The 14,445-nt window shown below is 59.1% G+C and carries 19 protein-coding genes; 1 reads left to right on the top strand and 18 read right to left on the bottom strand.

The genetic code is table 11. The features are described 5' to 3' along the window. Positions 1-217: 217 nt before the first annotated feature. From RTK01_RS04625 to RTK01_RS04540, 18 genes are all read right to left on the bottom strand, one after another. Positions 218-1,096, bottom strand: a complete 879-nt coding sequence (locus tag RTK01_RS04625) for a farnesyl diphosphate synthase (RefSeq protein WP_312279846.1) — start codon at positions 1,094-1,096, stop codon at positions 218-220. Then, positions 1,089-1,346 carry an exodeoxyribonuclease VII small subunit gene (gene xseB / locus RTK01_RS04620; RefSeq protein ID WP_312279845.1) on the bottom strand — a complete coding sequence of 86 codons (258 nt, stop codon included), beginning with the start codon at positions 1,344-1,346 and terminating at the stop codon, positions 1,089-1,091. Before xseB ends, RTK01_RS04625 begins: the two co-directional genes overlap by 8 nt. Beyond that, positions 1,346-2,602, bottom strand: a complete 1,257-nt coding sequence (gene xseA / locus RTK01_RS04615) for an exodeoxyribonuclease VII large subunit (protein WP_312279844.1) — start codon at positions 2,600-2,602, stop codon at positions 1,346-1,348. Before xseA ends, xseB begins: the two co-directional genes overlap by 1 nt. Before the next feature lie 21 nt (positions 2,603-2,623). Continuing rightward, complete coding sequence (gene nusB / locus RTK01_RS04610; protein WP_293009769.1) at positions 2,624-3,076, bottom strand: transcription antitermination factor NusB; 453 nt, start codon at positions 3,074-3,076, stop codon at positions 2,624-2,626. A gap of 24 nt (positions 3,077-3,100) precedes the next feature. After that, positions 3,101-3,475 carry an Asp23/Gls24 family envelope stress response protein gene (locus RTK01_RS04605; protein ID WP_293009770.1) on the bottom strand — a complete coding sequence of 125 codons (375 nt, stop codon included), beginning with the start codon at positions 3,473-3,475 and terminating at the stop codon, positions 3,101-3,103. 92 nt (positions 3,476-3,567) lie between these two features. After that, positions 3,568-4,137, bottom strand: a complete 570-nt coding sequence (locus tag RTK01_RS04600) for a SpoIIIAH-like family protein (protein ID WP_312279843.1) — start codon at positions 4,135-4,137, stop codon at positions 3,568-3,570. A 23-nt stretch (positions 4,138-4,160) separates the two neighbouring features. Next, positions 4,161-4,670, bottom strand: a complete 510-nt coding sequence (locus tag RTK01_RS04595) for a hypothetical protein (protein ID WP_312279842.1) — start codon at positions 4,668-4,670, stop codon at positions 4,161-4,163. Continuing rightward, positions 4,657-5,133 carry a stage III sporulation protein AF gene (locus RTK01_RS04590; RefSeq protein WP_312279841.1) on the bottom strand — a complete coding sequence of 159 codons (477 nt, stop codon included), beginning with the start codon at positions 5,131-5,133 and terminating at the stop codon, positions 4,657-4,659. The genes RTK01_RS04595 and RTK01_RS04590 overlap by 14 nt, the downstream gene beginning before the upstream one ends. Positions 5,134-5,149: 16 nt before the next feature. Next, positions 5,150-6,223: a stage III sporulation protein AE gene (locus RTK01_RS04585; RefSeq protein ID WP_312279840.1), complete on the bottom strand. Its 1,074-nt coding sequence runs from the start codon at positions 6,221-6,223 to the stop codon at positions 5,150-5,152. Further along, complete coding sequence (locus RTK01_RS04580) at positions 6,220-6,597, bottom strand: SpoIIIAC/SpoIIIAD family protein (RefSeq protein ID WP_312279839.1); 378 nt, start codon at positions 6,595-6,597, stop codon at positions 6,220-6,222. The genes RTK01_RS04585 and RTK01_RS04580 overlap by 4 nt, the downstream gene beginning before the upstream one ends. Before the next feature lie 11 nt (positions 6,598-6,608). Then, on the bottom strand, positions 6,609-6,803 hold the full coding sequence (spoIIIAC, locus tag RTK01_RS04575) for a stage III sporulation protein AC (RefSeq protein ID WP_293009776.1): 195 nt from the start codon (positions 6,801-6,803) through the stop codon (positions 6,609-6,611). Between the two features lie 25 nt (positions 6,804-6,828). Continuing rightward, on the bottom strand, positions 6,829-7,326 hold the full coding sequence (locus tag RTK01_RS04570) for a stage III sporulation protein AB (protein ID WP_312279838.1): 498 nt from the start codon (positions 7,324-7,326) through the stop codon (positions 6,829-6,831). After that, a complete protein-coding gene (locus tag RTK01_RS04565) occupies positions 7,323-8,228 on the bottom strand; it encodes a stage III sporulation protein AA (protein ID WP_312279837.1) in 906 nt (301 codons plus the stop codon). Before RTK01_RS04565 ends, RTK01_RS04570 begins: the two co-directional genes overlap by 4 nt. A gap of 113 nt (positions 8,229-8,341) precedes the next feature. Then, positions 8,342-9,184 carry a hypothetical protein gene (locus RTK01_RS04560; protein ID WP_293009779.1) on the bottom strand — a complete coding sequence of 281 codons (843 nt, stop codon included), beginning with the start codon at positions 9,182-9,184 and terminating at the stop codon, positions 8,342-8,344. Between the two features lie 260 nt (positions 9,185-9,444). Beyond that, on the bottom strand, positions 9,445-10,362 hold the full coding sequence (tsf, locus tag RTK01_RS04555; RefSeq protein ID WP_312279836.1) for a translation elongation factor Ts: 918 nt from the start codon (positions 10,360-10,362) through the stop codon (positions 9,445-9,447). 54 nt (positions 10,363-10,416) lie between these two features. Then, positions 10,417-11,160 (bottom strand): 30S ribosomal protein S2, encoded by a 744-nt coding sequence (gene rpsB, locus RTK01_RS04550; protein WP_312279835.1) that lies wholly within the window; start codon positions 11,158-11,160, stop codon positions 10,417-10,419. A gap of 233 nt (positions 11,161-11,393) precedes the next feature. Beyond that, a complete protein-coding gene (locus tag RTK01_RS04545) occupies positions 11,394-13,508 on the bottom strand; it encodes a methyl-accepting chemotaxis protein (RefSeq protein WP_312279834.1) in 2,115 nt (704 codons plus the stop codon). A gap of 159 nt (positions 13,509-13,667) precedes the next feature. Beyond that, positions 13,668-13,949, bottom strand: coding sequence for a YlmC/YmxH family sporulation protein (locus tag RTK01_RS04540; protein ID WP_293008592.1), 282 nt, complete (start codon positions 13,947-13,949; stop codon positions 13,668-13,670). Positions 13,950-14,107: 158 nt separating this feature from the next. On the opposite strand from RTK01_RS04540, the gene RTK01_RS04535 reads away from it, so the two are divergent. After that, a partial coding sequence (locus RTK01_RS04535) for a sigma-70 family RNA polymerase sigma factor (protein ID WP_312279833.1) occupies positions 14,108-14,445 on the top strand: 338 nt, incomplete at its 3' end.

The raw sequence follows: 14,445 nt of genomic DNA, 5'->3' as shown, positions 1-14,445 counted from the left end.
TCCCCCCAGCATCCACCCAAAACTGGGCGTTTCAAGCAGACACCACGAGTTTCATCGATATGCCCTTCAGAGGATTTTTAGCCCCTCCTTGAAAGACGCAGTACTGACTAGGATACTGCGCCGCCGCTTAGCATGCTTATTATATCACGTTCCTAATAAATATACAACGATTTTTGTATATCCAAAGTGTGAATTTTTAGAACACCGGTTTGCTTTCTCAGCCAGTCCGCTCCGCCAGAAAGTCCGCCAGATCGTCCAAAAATTCATGCTCCGAAAGCCGCGCCAGCGCAGCCTTTGCCGCTGCGGTGCACATCCGCACTGCGTTTTCGCAGCCCTCCAGCCCCAGCACGTCCACGTAGGTGGTCTTCCCGTCCGCTTTGTCGGAGCCAAGGGTTTTGCCGAGGCTTTGTTCGTCTCCCATCACGTCCAGCATGTCGTCCCGAATCTGAAACGCCACGCCCAGCTCCCGGGCATAGCTTCCAAGGGCCGTGCGCAGATCCTCTCCCGCGCCTGCCGCGGCGCAGCCCATCAGCGCCGCGCCCCGGAGCATGGCCCCGGTTTTCAGACTGTGGACCTCCAAAAGCTCCTCCCGGGTACGGGGGCTGTGCAGCGTGTCCAGCACCTGACCGGCCACCATGCCGTCCGCCCCGGCTGCCTGCGCCAGAAGCAGTGCGCAGTCTGCCCGGCGAGCCGCGCCAAGGCCGGGAGCCGTTAAAATCAAACGGAACGCCTCCGGCTGGAGAGCGTCTCCCGCCAGCACCGCCAGCGTCTCGCCGTAGACCTTGTGATTGGTGGGTTTGCCCCGGCGCAGGTCATCGTCGTCCATGCAGGGCAGGTCGTCGTGGATGAGAGAGTAGGTGTGTATCAGCTCCACCGCGCAGGCGGGAGGCAGCGCCAATTGCCAGTCCAGCCCGCACAGGCGGGCCGCTTCCAGCGCCAGCACGGGCCGCAGCCGTTTTCCCCCGGCAAGAAGGCTGTACCGCATGGCGTCGTACAGGTCTGCCCAGTGGGGCTTGTCCAAAAACAGGCCTTCCAGATAGTCCTCCACCGCCTGACGGTACTCTCCGTACCGCGCGTCAAACGCCGCCTTATCCATCCGATTCGTCCTTCGTGTCAAAGGGCAGCTCCACCGGCGCGCCGTCCGCGCCCTTCATCAGGCGCACCACCTTTTGCTCCGCCTCGTCCAGAAGCTTTCCGCAGGAGTGAATCAACCCCGTTCCCTCGTCGAACAGCGCAAGGGAGTCCGCCAGCTCCGCGTCTCCTTTTTCCATCAGGGCCACAATCTCCTCCAGACGGGCAATCTGCTGCTCAAAGGTCTGGGGTTCTTCTTTTTTCTTTCCAGCCATCACGGTCTTCCTTTCTCAACGGTACATTCAAGGGACCCCTCCCCCAGCGCCACCTCAATGCGGCTGCCCGGAAGCGCGTCCCGATAGCTTTTGAGGATGCCCTGCCCGTTCCGGGCCACGGCATAGCCCCGGCCCAAGACCTTCAGGGGACTCATGGCGTCCAGCGACGCAGCCAGCGCGGAAAATTTCTGCCGCTTTGCCCCCACGCTTTTCTCCGACAGGTCCCCCAGCCGCTGCTGCAAATGGGTCAACAGCATCCGCCGATCCTGTACGAAGGCAAGCTGGTCCTTCATCACCCGCTTTTCGGCCAGCGTCTGAAGGCGGCGGCTGCACAATTCCATCTTCATTTCCTCCGCCTGCGCCATGCGCTCCCCCGCGCCCCGGAGCCGCCGAAGCAGTTCCAACTGGTCGGGCACGGCGATTTCCGCCGCATTGGAGGGGGTGGACGCCCGTACATCCGCCACAAAATCGGAGATAGTCACATCCGGCTCGTGGCCCACGGCGGAGATCACCGGAAGCTCAGACTCGTAGATGGCCCGGGCCACCCGCTCGTCGTTGAAGGCCCACAGGTCCTCCATGGACCCGCCGCCCCGGCCCGTGATAATCAAGTCTCCCACGTTCCAGCGGTTTGCATACCGAATGGCCCCTGCGATTTCAGCCGGGGCCTCCGCCCCCTGCACCCGCACCGGCAGCAGCGCAACCTCGGCGGCAGGGAATCTGCGCCGCAGAATGCGAAGCATATCGTGAATCGCCGCACCGGCGGAGGAAGTGACAATGGCGATTCTTCGGGGATAGCGAGGCAAAGGCTTTTTGTGGGCCTCGTCAAACAGGCCCTCCTCCAGCAGCTTTGCCTTAAGCTGATCAAAGGCCACCGCCAAATCGCCCACCCCGTCCGGCGACAGGCCGCCGCAGTAAAGCTGATAGGCCCCGTCTCTTGGGAAGACGGAAATCCGCCCCTGTGCGATGGCCTTCATGCCGTTTTCGGGGCGAAACCGCAGTCTTTGGGCCTGAGATCGAAACATGACGCACCGCAGCGCGCTATCCTTATCCTTCAGCGTAAAATAGTGGTGTCCCGAGGGATAAATCTTGTAGTTGGACAGCTCCCCCCGCACCAGAATGTCCTGTAAAATCGGCTCTCCGTCCAGCAGAGCCTTCACATATTCGTTTACCTGAGAAACCTGATAGACAGGCTGTTCCACGAACGCACCTTCTTCCTTGCGGTTCTTTCGTATTTGGGCAAAAAACAGGGCGGGCATGACTGCCCGCCCTGTTTTTAATCAATCCTGCGGACATTCCTGGCGGGCAAAGCTGCCGAGAATTCCGTTGATAAACTTCACCGTCTCCGGCGTCTCGTATTTTTTGGAGATTTCCACAGCCTCGTTGATGGCCGCGCCGTTGGGAACGTCCTGCATGTAGAGAACCTCGTACATGCAAACCCGCATAATGGCGGAGGCTACCAGAGGAATCCGGGCAAAGCTCCAGCCCACCGCATATTTGGAAATGTAGCCGTCCAGCTCGGCCGCGTGCTCTCGCACGCCCAGAACCAATCGGCGGATATAGTCCGCCTGCTTTTCGTTGGGCGCGTCGGCGTAAAGCGGGTCTTCCCCCGCAAGGGTTGCAAAGCGCTCCGCCGTCAGCCGCTCATCCAGCAGCTCCTCCGCCGTCACATCCGTAAAGCTCAGTTCATAGGCCAGATGGATGGCGATTTCCCGTGCAACGTTCCGTACCATAACCCGTTTCGTCCTCTATCTTTCTCAGTCCAGCGTCACGCCGTCCACATGAATGTTCACCGTGCCCACCGGGCAGCCGGTCATGGCCTCCACCGAGGAAACGACGGCCTTTTGCGCGTTCTCCGCCACCTCGGGGATGGGGTGTCCGTAGGAAATCGTCAGGTACACGTCCAGCGCAAGAGACGCGCCGGTCATGTCGATTTTCACGCCCCGCGTGCCCTTTCTGGCGTTTTTCTTGTTCATCAGGTCGGTCACGCTGCCGCCCATGCCGCCGATCATCCCGGACACGCCCTCCACGTCCCGGACGGCGCCCACAGCGATGGCGGCGATCACTTCCTCCGCGATATTGATACTGCCGTTTTCCTCCGGAAGAATCATGTATTCCCGGCCTTCACCCATGGCATTCACGCTCCTTTTCGTCGCCCGGCCATTGGCCGGGTTCCTTCTTTCGTGCATATTAGTTTACCACGCTTCTTCAAAAATTACAACAGCTAATTTGCCGCCATGATCTTGATATTTCCGGCGGGATAGCCCGTCTCCGTCATGGCGATGTCGGTGATTTTCGCCACATCTGTGTCTGCAAGCTCTCCGCTGGCGGTGGACACCACCACGCTGAGACTGTCCGCGCTCATAAACGCCACGCAGTCGGTATAGCCCTTGGCCGTCACCAGATTTTCAATCTGCGCCTCCGCCATGGTGAACTGCGCCATGGCCTGAATGCCTTCCGTCGCCTGATCAAGCGCGCCCTGAGACGCCCCATCCTCCTCCGCTGCCTGCTGCAGCAGCGACACGGCAGAATCCCGTGCCTGCTGGCGAGTCAGGCGGGCGGAGGCGAAATAATCCGACCCCGTGTAAACTCCCGTCTCGTCCACCGGCGCGGCGGAGCCGTCTCCGCCGGAGACAAGGGCGGCCTCGCCCAGCAGCTTGCCGCCCGACTGCCCGGAGCTTCCGGCCCCCGCCGGAGCGGCGTTCTGCGTTGCCTGCCAGTTCAGGGCCGCCGCCGCGCAGATCAGCACCAGCATGGTCACCACCACGGTATAGCGTTTCCAGTTTCCTCTCATGTTCCGCTTCCTCCTCCAAAATATCACTGACATTTAACCACCGTAATCCGATCCGAGCCCAGACCCGTCAACGCGGCCACCGCAGCCGTCACCGCCAGACGAACCTGTGCGTCTCCCGCGCCCTGGCATACCACCAGCGCGCCCCGAAATGTAGGACATCGGGTCCCCGTCACCACCGGCTCCTGCGCGCCGCTTTTTCCCGCAAGCACCGTCTCGCTTTTTCGCTGATAATCCGTGGGCGCGGCGGTGTCTCCGCTGTAACTCAAATCCGTATCCTGCGCGAGACTGCGCTCTGTTCCCGTGTCCGCCGTCAGCATCAGGTGCAGCTCGCCCACGCCGTCAATTTTTGTCAATATTTTTTCCATATTTGCCTGCGTCTCCTGCACCACGTCCTGCACGTGCTCTTCCGGGACTGTGTCGGCGCTTTTTTTGTTCCCGGAGGGCAGCAAAAGCAGCGCCACGCCCGCCGCCGCCACCAGAACCGCGTATTTCCAGCGGTTCCAGAGTTTTTTTACCGTCTCAGCCTGTTTCATGATAGACCTGCCTCTCCTTTGGAATTCCCAGCTCCCGCTCCATATAGTCCGCCAGCGCGTCCGATTTCTCCCCGGTCAGTTCCGCCCCCGTCGGAACGGGCGTGCCGTCCTCTCCCGGCTCCATCAGGACCCGGACGGTGCACGAGACCCCCAGCTCCGCGGCTTTGTCCAAAATATATGCTTCCGTCTTCTCCGCTATGAGTTCTCCCATCGTTTGATTGCTCTGCTCCTTGAGCTCCGTCTGGCGCTGCTGGATTTCCACCGCATAGTCTTCATAGCCCAGCTCCAGTCCGCTTACGTCTACCCCCGGGAAGGGCTTCAGCATCACCAGCAGCAGCACCAGACCCCCGGCAAAGCCCGCAATTTTCCGCACCGTCCCCTCAGGAATCAGGCTTTGAGATAAAGACACGAGAAAGGCCGCCGCTCCCACGGAAATAATCCAGCCTCTGATTGCCTCGATCATTGCGTCTCTCCCCCTTTCACGCAACCGCCGCCACGGAGGACAAAATCGCGATCAGCAGCAGCAGCGCACTGGCTCCCGTCATCCCCAGCACCAGCCCGAAAGCACTGCCAAGGCCGTCGATGAGCTTGCACAGCTCCGGAGAGCCGATGACCCCCGCCAAAAAGCCCGCCAGCTTGTACAAGAGGTATTGAATGCCCAAGTGCAAAAAGGGCCACGCGCAAGCCGCCAGCACCGCCAGCGTTCCAAAAATGCCGATGGCATTTTTCAGCATTCCCGCCCCGGCCAGTACCGTTTCCGCCGCCTCGGCGATAATGCTTCCCACCACGGGTACCATCCCGGCAACCGCAGAGCTTGCCAGCTTCACAGCCGTTGCGTCCGTCGCGCCGGAGATGACATGGGCAATGGAAAGATAGATGGTAAACGCCGTCAGCGCGCCGCACAGAATCCATGAGATGCACTTGCGCATTGCCTCCGCGATGTTCCCAAGCCGCCCGCCGGGAAGACACGCGGCGGCGGTGAGCGTTCCAATGTAAAGATATGTCAGCGGCAGCAGCAGTTCCTGAATCAGCTTTAAAAGCAACCCCGTAAACAATACCGCCGTCACCTGCTGTACCGTGGCGGTGGTGATGGAACCGCTGACGGCCGTGGCCGCCGCCAGCACCGGCAGCAGAATCCTTGCAAATTCATTCAACGCCTGAATGGTTCCGCCGCCCATGCCAATCAGGCTTTCAAAGCTTCCCGCCGTCAGCAGCGTCACCGACAGCGCCCCCGCCGCCAGCACCAGCTTGGGTCCCGTGCCCCCGGCGGTCTGGGAGAAGCCTTCCACCGCGCCGCACAACAGCACCACCAGCAAAATGCTCACGGCGCCCCGCAGACGCTGAAGCAATACGGACCTTGCCTGTCCCATGACATTCTGAAAAATCTGGACCGCGCCCCCGCCCAGCGGATCCGCGCCGGACAGATCCGCGTTTTCCAAAATCGACTCCGTTCCCTCCGGTAAAGCGTCCCACAGCTCGTCCGGCACCTCAGCGGCGGAAACAGGAAGGGTAAACAGCAGCGCCAGAATCAGTGCCAAAAGCCATCGTTTCATCCCATCAGCTCCAACAGAACGTCCATCGCCTTTTGCAGCAGCGGCAGCGCGGCCAGCAAGGCGCACACCGCCCCCGCAATTTCCACAGCGGAGGCCAGCGCCGCCGCTCCCGCATCCTTGCACAGCCCGCTTCCAATCTTCACCACCAGCGCGATGCCCACGGTTTTGTAAAGCGGCACAAACAGCTCGTTGGATACCCCCGTCCGAGCCATAAGCTCCCCGAAAAAATCCATCAGGCTCCGCAGGCTTTCGGACAGAGCGAGCACCGCCGCCACAGCGGCGGCCAGTCCCAGCAGCAGAGCCGCCTCGGGTGCGCCCCGACGCACCGCCGCCGCCAGCAGCGCCGTCACCACGCACACCAGCGTGATCTGCATGACCTGTCCCATCAGAAGCCAAACAGCGTTTTGATGAGCTCAAACAGATCGCTGATCTGCCGCACCATCATCATCAGAACCACCACCAGACCCGCCAGCGTCGTCATCATGGCCTGCTCCTCCCGGCCGGAGCGCACAAGGAGCTGGTTCAGCACCGCCACCAGAATACCGATAGCGGCAATCCGAAAGATTAAATCAACGTCCATGGTAAATATTCCTTTCGTATGTCCTTTACAGCAGGAGAATCAACAGCAGCGCGGCGGCGGAAAAACAGACCGCCGTGGTCTGCCTGAAGCAATCCCGTTTTTCCTTTCGACGCTCTTCCGCTCTTTTTCTAATCCAATCTGCGGAAAGTGAAATTCCCTTACAAATTTCCGTTTCGTCACCCGACAGCCTGTACCCCAATCCGGCGACAACTTCCCGTGCGTCGTCCTCGATTGGAAGACGGCGGCAGGCGTTTTCCCACGCGGGGCGCAGCGGCTCTCCCCGCTCCAGCGAATCCGCCGCCCCGGTCAGCCATACCATCACGTCTTCACTTCGCCGGGACCGGCCCACCTGCCGCAAAAGCCGGGGCAGGGGCGTGCGGGTCAGGCGGATGCCTGCGGAGAGTTCCTCCAGCGCAGTGATCAGCTCGTCCAGCGTCTCCGTTTCCCGCTGGCGGCGGCGCAGTTCCCCCAGCCAGATTGCGCCAAAGCCCAGCAGCAGCAGCAAACTGCCCAGCGCTTTCACGGCAGCTCCTCCAATTCATAGCTTCGCCCCTCCGCGGTTCGCCGGATGCACACCGCACGGCGAAATACCTTCGTCTTCAAAAGCTGCCTATACAGTGGCCTATGCGAAAGCTCTTCCACATTGGCGGCATGGACAGTAGCCAGCAACCTCACACCACAGCCCGCAGCCATGGTCATGGCCCGGATATCCTCCTCCGCCGTGATTTCGTCGGCGGCCACAATCTGAGGGTTCATGGTCCGCAGCAGCATGGGGATGGCGGCAGCCTTTGGGCAACCATCCAGCACATCGGTGCAGGGGCCAACGTCCATCTGGGGCCGTCCCCGATAGCAGACCGCCACCTCTCCCCGCTCGTCCGCAAGGCCCACCCGCAGTCCCTTTTGAGAGACACAGCGAATCAAATCCCGCAGCAGCGTGGTTTTCCCCCCTCCCGGCGGGGACAGCAGCAGCGTACTTTCAAACTTGCCGTCGGATAAAAGCTGCTCCGCCAACTCCTCCGCGATGCCTGTCTTTTCCCGGGCAATCCGCACGTTGGCAGAGGATAAATCCGTCAGGTTTGTGCATACTCCGTTCTTCATGACTGCGGAGCCGCAAAAGCCGATACGAAAGCCGCCCCGCACAGGCAAAAATCCCTCTCGCAGTGTTTCGGCGGCGGCATAGCGGGAAAATTCGGCGCCCAAGTCACATAGCGTCTCCAACTCCTCCGGCTCCACCGAAGGCTCGGAACCCCAGGGGCTGCTTTCCCCTTCGGGCAGCAGCACCGTCATCGGCCTGCCTGTCCTAATGCGAAATTCCTCCGCAACAACCTTTTTTTCTTCTGGCAGCGTGTCCGCCAGTTTGCGCAGCCGCACCGGCAGAAAGGCAGCAGCCTGCCGGTATCTAGCAATCTCTTCCCGTTCCTTCATCTCCGCTCCTCCTTGTCCGATACACAACCATATGAAGGCCCGTCCCCCTTTATGCCGGAAAAATTGAAGGAAAAAAGCGCCCGGTATTCTCGAATACCGGGCGCTTTTTGCATTTACTTGCAGCACTTGCAGTAGTTTTTCGTCTCCTCGTAGGTTTCGCAGCGGCTGACCGTGTTGGGCGGGAAGAACTCGCCCACAGGGAAGCTGATGTTGCGGAACAGGCCGCATGGGTCTTGGGCGGGGTCGGTGCCGCCGGAACCGGAGCACTCCTTCTGAGGCATGCAGTAGTCGTACACGGGGATCAGCAACTGTGTATCCCGCTCCAGCCGCACGATGGAGAACTGGCCCAGAGTGACGTACACTCTCCGCCCGTCCTCGCCGGAGCTGAGCTCGCCGTCGAAATAGTCGCTGATAAAGGTCGGAATTTCGCACAGGTCGCAGTCGCAGGGACGGCAGCCGCACACGTCTACCAACTTCGCGTCCAGCACGATGGGGTCGACAGCCTCAACCACTGCGGTGGGCGCGCTCCCGGTACGCAGGCACTGGCTATCCACGGTGCAGGTATCAGAGGAGAAAACTCTGGCGCCGCCCTCGCTGCCGAACAGCAGGACGCGTTTGTCGAACACGCACAAACCTTCCACGGTCACGGGACTTGGCGTGCACAGGTATGCCTGGAGCGTCACCTGATAGAAAAATCGCATGTCGACGGTGTAGCAGCCCCGGTTGAAGGTCACCGGCTCCACGTCTACGTACACATAAAGCAGCTTTGCGGTGCCGCCCTTCAGAGAAACCGCGCGATTGAGAACGTCCACGTACTGCAGCTTGGGATAGAAGCGCAAATCTTCGATACAATCCTTGTCTTTGCACGAGTCAAAAATCTTCTTGGTGTGAATGCAAACCGCCTCGCGGATGCAGCGAGAGTCATCCACAGGTCCGGGCATGATCTTTTCAGGCATTGCAATACCTCCTATTTAAGTAGCTGTGAAAGAAAATTTCTTTCAGTCCAGTCTATGCTTCCCGGGGAAAAAAGTGAGTGAGCAGGAAAATGTCCCGGCCCGCTCAAAAAAACAGGAAATTCAACCGCCATTCCCATGGGGACAGACTGTTTTCGCCGCATAATTCCGGATGATAAAGTCCATGCGGAAAAAGCACGGCGACAGGAAAAACTCCTGACGCCGTGCTCTTTATCTTTATAAAACAGATTTCCGAAAAGAAATTAGCCCTTCACCATGGAAGCAATCTCGTCGGCAAAGTTCTCCTGCTTCTTCTCAATGCCCTCGCCCTTTTCAAAGCGTGCCGCGGAGACAAACGCGACAGAACCCCCCAGCGCCTTGGCGGAAGCGGCGATATAGCCCTCCACGGTCATGCTGCCATCCTTCACAAACTCCTGCTGCAGCAGGCAGTTTTCCTCGTAGAACTTGTTCAGCTTGCCGGAGGCAATCTTCTCCTTCACCGCGTCGGGCTTGGAAGCCATCTTGGGGTCGTTGGCCATCTGGGCCACGAGAATCTTCATCTCCTCGTCCAGAATCTCCTGAGAAACCTCGGACTTGTCCCAGAAGCGGGGATTCAGCGCGGCGATCTGCATAGCCACGTCCTTACCCAAAGCTTCCACCTTCTCGGCGGGCAGGTCGGTCTTGAAGTTCACCAGCACGCCGATCTTGCCTCCGGCATGGACATAGGGGACGGAGATGCCCTCGGCAAAGCGGATAAAGCGGCGGACCTTGATGTTCTCGCCGATAACCAGCACCATCTCCTGCTGCTGCTGGGTGACGGTGAGATCACTGCCATCGTACTTGCACTCCATCAGCGCGTCCAGATCGGCGGGATTCTGCTTTACCACTGTGGCGGCAACGCCCTTGACGAAATCCACAAACTTCTCGTTCTTGCCCACGAAGTCCGTCTCGGCGTTCACCTCAACCAGAGCGCCCACGCCGTCGATTACCTCTGCCATGGCCACGCCCTCGGCAGCGATACGGCCGGCCTTCTTCGCGGAAGCGGCCATGCCCTTTTCACGCAGCCATTCAACGGCCTTGTCAATGTCGCCGTCGGTGGCGGCCAGAGCCTTTTTGCAGTCCATCATACCCACGCCGGTCATTTCGCGCAGGTTCTTTACGTCAGTAGCTGTAATAGCCATCTTCGATTTTCCTCCAATTTTGATGATTAGATATACCCGTGCCCGGGAGCCGTCTTACTGGGCGGACTCGGGTGCGGGAGCCTCGGCGGCAGCGTCCTCCATCTGCTCGCCCTGACGGCCTTCCAGCATGGCGTTGGCCATAATGGAGGAGATCAGCTTGATGGCGCGGATGGCGTCGTCGTTGCCGGGGATGACGTAATCAATCTCATCGGGATCGCAGTTGGTATCGGCAATCGCCACCACGGGGATGCCCAGCTTGTGGGCCTCGGCAATGGCGTTGCGCTCCTTGCGGGTATCCACAATAAACAGCGCGCCGGGAAGAGACTTCATGTTCTCCACGCCGCCCAGATACTTCTCAAGCTTTGCGATTTCGCCCAGGTGCTTCATGACTTCCTTTTTGGGCAGCATGTCGAAGGTGCCGTCCTCCTGCATGGTCTTGAGCTGATGCAGACGGTCCACGCGGGTACGCATGGTCTTGAAGTTGGTCATCATGCCGCCAAGCCAGCGGGCGTTCACAAAATACTGGCCGCAGCGCTGAGCTTCCTCACGAATGGCATCCTGCGCCTGCTTCTTGGTGCCCACGAACAGCAGGCTCTTGCCGTCGGCGGAGAGATCGCGGACAAAGTTGTACGCCTCTTCCAGCTTGCGAACGGTCTTCTGAAGATCCACGATATAGATGCCGTTGCGCTCGGTGTAGATATAGGGAGCCATCTTGGGGTTCCACCGACGGGTCTGATGCCCGAAGTGGACGCCTGCCTCCAGCAGGGATTTCATGGATACGATGCTAGAATTTGCCATGACTTTAGTTCCTCCAAAATATAAATTTAGTTTACCCTCTGGCGCTTCATCCCATCCGCCAGTTTCCGAAGGAAACACAGACGGACAGTCCACCACCATGCGTAATGCTGTAATATGATACCACAGGATTCCCCTCGGTGCAAGAGCTTTTTATGAAAACAGGAAGAAAAATCCCGGGATTCCCCGGGATTTTTCCGTTTCTTTGTATTTTGCAGCCGTTTCTCTTCCAAAACTCAATATTTGGAAGCCGCACCGCCTGCCATCGGCTCCCTCTGAGCCGGACTGACAGAGCGCTCCACCGGGGCAGGGCGTGCGCCGGTCGCGGGCGCTTCCTCTCCGTCGACAAATTTGAACTGCCCCACCAGCTCCTTGAGCATCTGCGCCTGCGCGGACATCTCCTCGCTTGCGGCAGCGCTTTCCTCGCTGGTTGCGGAGTTGTTCTGCACCACGGAGGAAATCTGCTCCACACCCAGAGACACCTGCTCCAAAGAGGTGGACTGCTGGGCGGAGGCTGTGGAAATTTTCTGGACAATCTCCGCCACGGCGGCAGAGTTTTCCTGCAACCGCTCCATGGCCTGCGCGGTGGAGCTCATGGCCTGCGTCCCCTTTTCAACGGAGGAAACGGCTGCGGCAATCAACTCAGAGGTGCTTCTGGACGCCTCGGCGGATTTGCCCGCCAGATTCCGCACCTCGTCGGCCACCACGGCGAAGCCCTTGCCCGCTTCGCCTGCCCGGGCGGCCTCCACGGCGGCGTTCAGCGCCAGAATGTTGGTCTGGAACGCGATATCCTCAATGGTCTTGATGATTTTGCCGATCTCTCTGGAATTCTGGTTGATCTCGCCCATGGAATCCTCCATGCCCCGCATCTGCGCGTCGCACTCCTTCATCAAGCCATAGGCCTGCTGCACCCGCTCGCTGGCGGTGACAGTGTGGTTCGCAGTGTCCCGCACGTTGGCGGAGATCTCCTGAAGAGATGCGGCCAGTTCCTCCACGGAGGAAGCCTGCTCGGTCGTTCCCTGAGAAAGAATCTGCGCGCCGGAGGAAATCTGGTCCGCGCCGTCGGAAACCTGATCCGCAGCCAGCACAATTCTTCCAAGAGTCTGTCCCTGCAAGCGGCGCAGGTCTTCCACTGCTGTCAGCAGCGGCGCATAATCTCCGGCGTACAGCTCGGATGCTTTGCTTTGGCCCGTGAAATCGCCGGAGGCAATCTTCTCCAGCACCACCTCCAAATCGCGGATGATGCCGGAAACTGAGGCGGTGATGGTGGCGGTGGCGGCAGCGAGACGGCCTGTCTCATCCTGCCGGGCAACCTTTGGCACATCGCTGCTCAAATCGCCCTGTGCAAGCTGCTCCAGCCGCTGGGTGCAGACGGTGACAGCGCTGCCGATTCTTCTGGATGTCCGGTTGGATACCAGCATCACCGCCACGGCGGCCAGCGCCAGCAGCCCCACACACAGCATCATATTTGCGTAGGTCGTGCTCATAAAGTCCTTTACGACGGCGCACACGCCAAGACTCCAGCCGTCGGTTCCGCTCACCGGGGCATAGGCCAGATATTTGGTCACGCCGCCATAAGTATACCGTCCAAAGCCGGTTTTTCCCTCGGTCATCTCCGTTTCCATTGCGGCCAAGGCACTCAGGCTGGAGTCCGTCTGCGCATCCCGGATAGTGCTCTCGGCATTTAAAACGGTCTCCATGTCCGGGTCAGCAATCGTAAATCCATCCTTGTTCAGCATATAGGTGGTGGCGCCTTCACTGATCTTGATTTCCGCCATAAGATCGTTAAGGAATGTCTGCTGCGTCTTAAGAAACACCACGCCTGAAATCCCGCCGTCACTCCGACGAACGGGAGCGGCTGCATAAATCGTCACGCTGCCTGCGGCCTGATCCAGCTCCGGCTCGGAAATGTACGTCTCCCCGGCCAGCGCCCGCTTGAAGAACTCCCTGTCGGCATAGCTACCGCTTCCGGTGCGGCTCTGTCCGCTGGCATCCAGCAGGTCGCCGCCCTCAAGGTCGTATGCGTCCACACACTGGGCGATAACGGAGGCGTAAACCGCGGGGTCCGCTGCCTCGTCGCTCAGCTCCGTCCGATATCCAAGATCGGTGGCGACATTTTTCACAGCCGTCAGCTTCTGTCCCACCAGCTCCGCGCTGGTTTCCGACAGCTCCTTCATCATGCGCTCCACCGTCTGATTCACGCCAAAATAGCTCACATAACCCGGCACGACTGCCATCAGCAGCAGAGGAATCAGCGCCAGCAGCAGCATCTTTGAAAACAGATCCCTGCGAATCGAAGCGCTTCCTCTTTTCTCTTTTTTGCGAAGCTTGCGATCTTTCTTTCCTATCATCCGTTTTCTGTCCTTTCTCTTTCGTAACCCGCAGTATGGCTTTCCAAGGTTTTCTTTTTGAACTTTTTGAAAACTTTTCTATTTTATTATCGGATAATCCGTCGAAAAATGCAAGAGGTGAATAGCCCAAATATTTTTCATGCCGAGCATTCCAATTTTTCAGCATCGCCGCCGTTTGCGCTCCAAAGCCGGATCCCGCCGCTGAAAGGGTTTGTCGATGAGAATGATGTCGTCCCCGATCCGCTGGATACACTCCCATGGAATGTAGTATTCCTCGCCCCTGCCGAATAGGCCAAAGAAGCGGTACGGTCCGAATACAATAATGGCGCACACCTGTCCCTCCGGCAGTTTAATTTCCACATCCCCCACATAGCCCAGCCGACAGCCGTCGCAGATGTTAATGACTTCCTTTCGCCGTATATCCCTGATTCTGCATCCCATAGCGCACGCCTCCTCCCTGAAAAAAAGCATATGTCTGACTGGGAATGTCCTATGCCGCGCGGACTTCTCCCCCGTCTCGACAAAACCTTCCAGTATAGGAAAATCCGCTGCCGGAAATACTGATTTACGAAGAAAAATCAGGTAGCGAGGTGGCTTTCATGCAGGGAAAGGTCGAGATTTGCGGCGTAAACACATCCAAGCTGAAGGTCCTTAAGAATGAGGAAACCATGCAACTTCTGCGTCGGACGAAAGAGGGCGACCGGGAGGCGCGGCAGACTCTCATCGAGGGAAATCTCCGGTTGGTACTCTCCGTTATCCAAAAGTTCTCCAACCGGGGCGAAAACCCGGACGATCTGTTTCAGGTGGGCTGCGTGGGGCTGATCAAGGCCATTGATAACTTTGATATCTCCCAGCCGGTGCGCTTCTCCACATACGGGGTCCCGATGATCGTAGGCGAAATTCGCCGGTATTTGCGGGACAACAGTGCCATCCGGGT

The sequence above is a fragment of the Oscillibacter sp. genome (genome assembly GCF_031978065.1).
GTDB lineage: Bacteria > Bacillota > Clostridia > Oscillospirales > Oscillospiraceae > Oscillibacter.
The sequence above is the reverse complement of the archived record's forward strand: the minus strand, read 5'-3'. Positions and strand labels throughout refer to the sequence as shown.

Excerpts from the sequence above, each read along its gene's own strand:
- RTK01_RS04590 (WP_312279841.1), bottom strand. The coding sequence starts at position 5,133 with ATGATCGAGGCAATCAGAGGCTGGATTATTTCCGTGGGAGCGGCGGCC.
- RTK01_RS04545 (WP_312279834.1), bottom strand. The coding sequence starts at position 13,508 with ATGATAGGAAAGAAAGATCGCAAGCTTCGCAAAAAAGAGAAAAGAGGA.
- xseA (WP_312279844.1), bottom strand. The coding sequence starts at position 2,602 with ATGCCCGCCCTGTTTTTTGCCCAAATACGAAAGAACCGCAAGGAAGAA.
- RTK01_RS04605 (WP_293009770.1), bottom strand. The coding sequence starts at position 3,475 with ATGGGTGAAGGCCGGGAATACATGATTCTTCCGGAGGAAAACGGCAGT.
- nusB (WP_293009769.1), bottom strand. The coding sequence starts at position 3,076 with ATGGTACGGAACGTTGCACGGGAAATCGCCATCCATCTGGCCTATGAA.
- RTK01_RS04540 (WP_293008592.1), bottom strand. The coding sequence starts at position 13,949 with ATGGGATGCAGAATCAGGGATATACGGCGAAAGGAAGTCATTAACATC.
- RTK01_RS04595 (WP_312279842.1), bottom strand. The coding sequence starts at position 4,670 with ATGAAACAGGCTGAGACGGTAAAAAAACTCTGGAACCGCTGGAAATAC.
- RTK01_RS04585 (WP_312279840.1), bottom strand. The coding sequence starts at position 6,223 with ATGAAACGATGGCTTTTGGCACTGATTCTGGCGCTGCTGTTTACCCTT.
- spoIIIAC (WP_293009776.1), bottom strand. The coding sequence starts at position 6,803 with ATGGACGTTGATTTAATCTTTCGGATTGCCGCTATCGGTATTCTGGTG.
- RTK01_RS04625 (WP_312279846.1), bottom strand. The coding sequence starts at position 1,096 with ATGGATAAGGCGGCGTTTGACGCGCGGTACGGAGAGTACCGTCAGGCG.
- RTK01_RS04600 (WP_312279843.1), bottom strand. The coding sequence starts at position 4,137 with ATGAGAGGAAACTGGAAACGCTATACCGTGGTGGTGACCATGCTGGTG.
- RTK01_RS04565 (WP_312279837.1), bottom strand. The coding sequence starts at position 8,228 with ATGAAGGAACGGGAAGAGATTGCTAGATACCGGCAGGCTGCTGCCTTT.
- rpsB (WP_312279835.1), bottom strand. The coding sequence starts at position 11,160 with ATGGCAAATTCTAGCATCGTATCCATGAAATCCCTGCTGGAGGCAGGC.
- RTK01_RS04580 (WP_312279839.1), bottom strand. The coding sequence starts at position 6,597 with ATGCAGATCACGCTGGTGTGCGTGGTGACGGCGCTGCTGGCGGCGGCG.
- RTK01_RS04560 (WP_293009779.1), bottom strand. The coding sequence starts at position 9,184 with ATGCCTGAAAAGATCATGCCCGGACCTGTGGATGACTCTCGCTGCATC.
- tsf (WP_312279836.1), bottom strand. The coding sequence starts at position 10,362 with ATGGCTATTACAGCTACTGACGTAAAGAACCTGCGCGAAATGACCGGC.
- xseB (WP_312279845.1), bottom strand. The coding sequence starts at position 1,346 with ATGGCTGGAAAGAAAAAAGAAGAACCCCAGACCTTTGAGCAGCAGATT.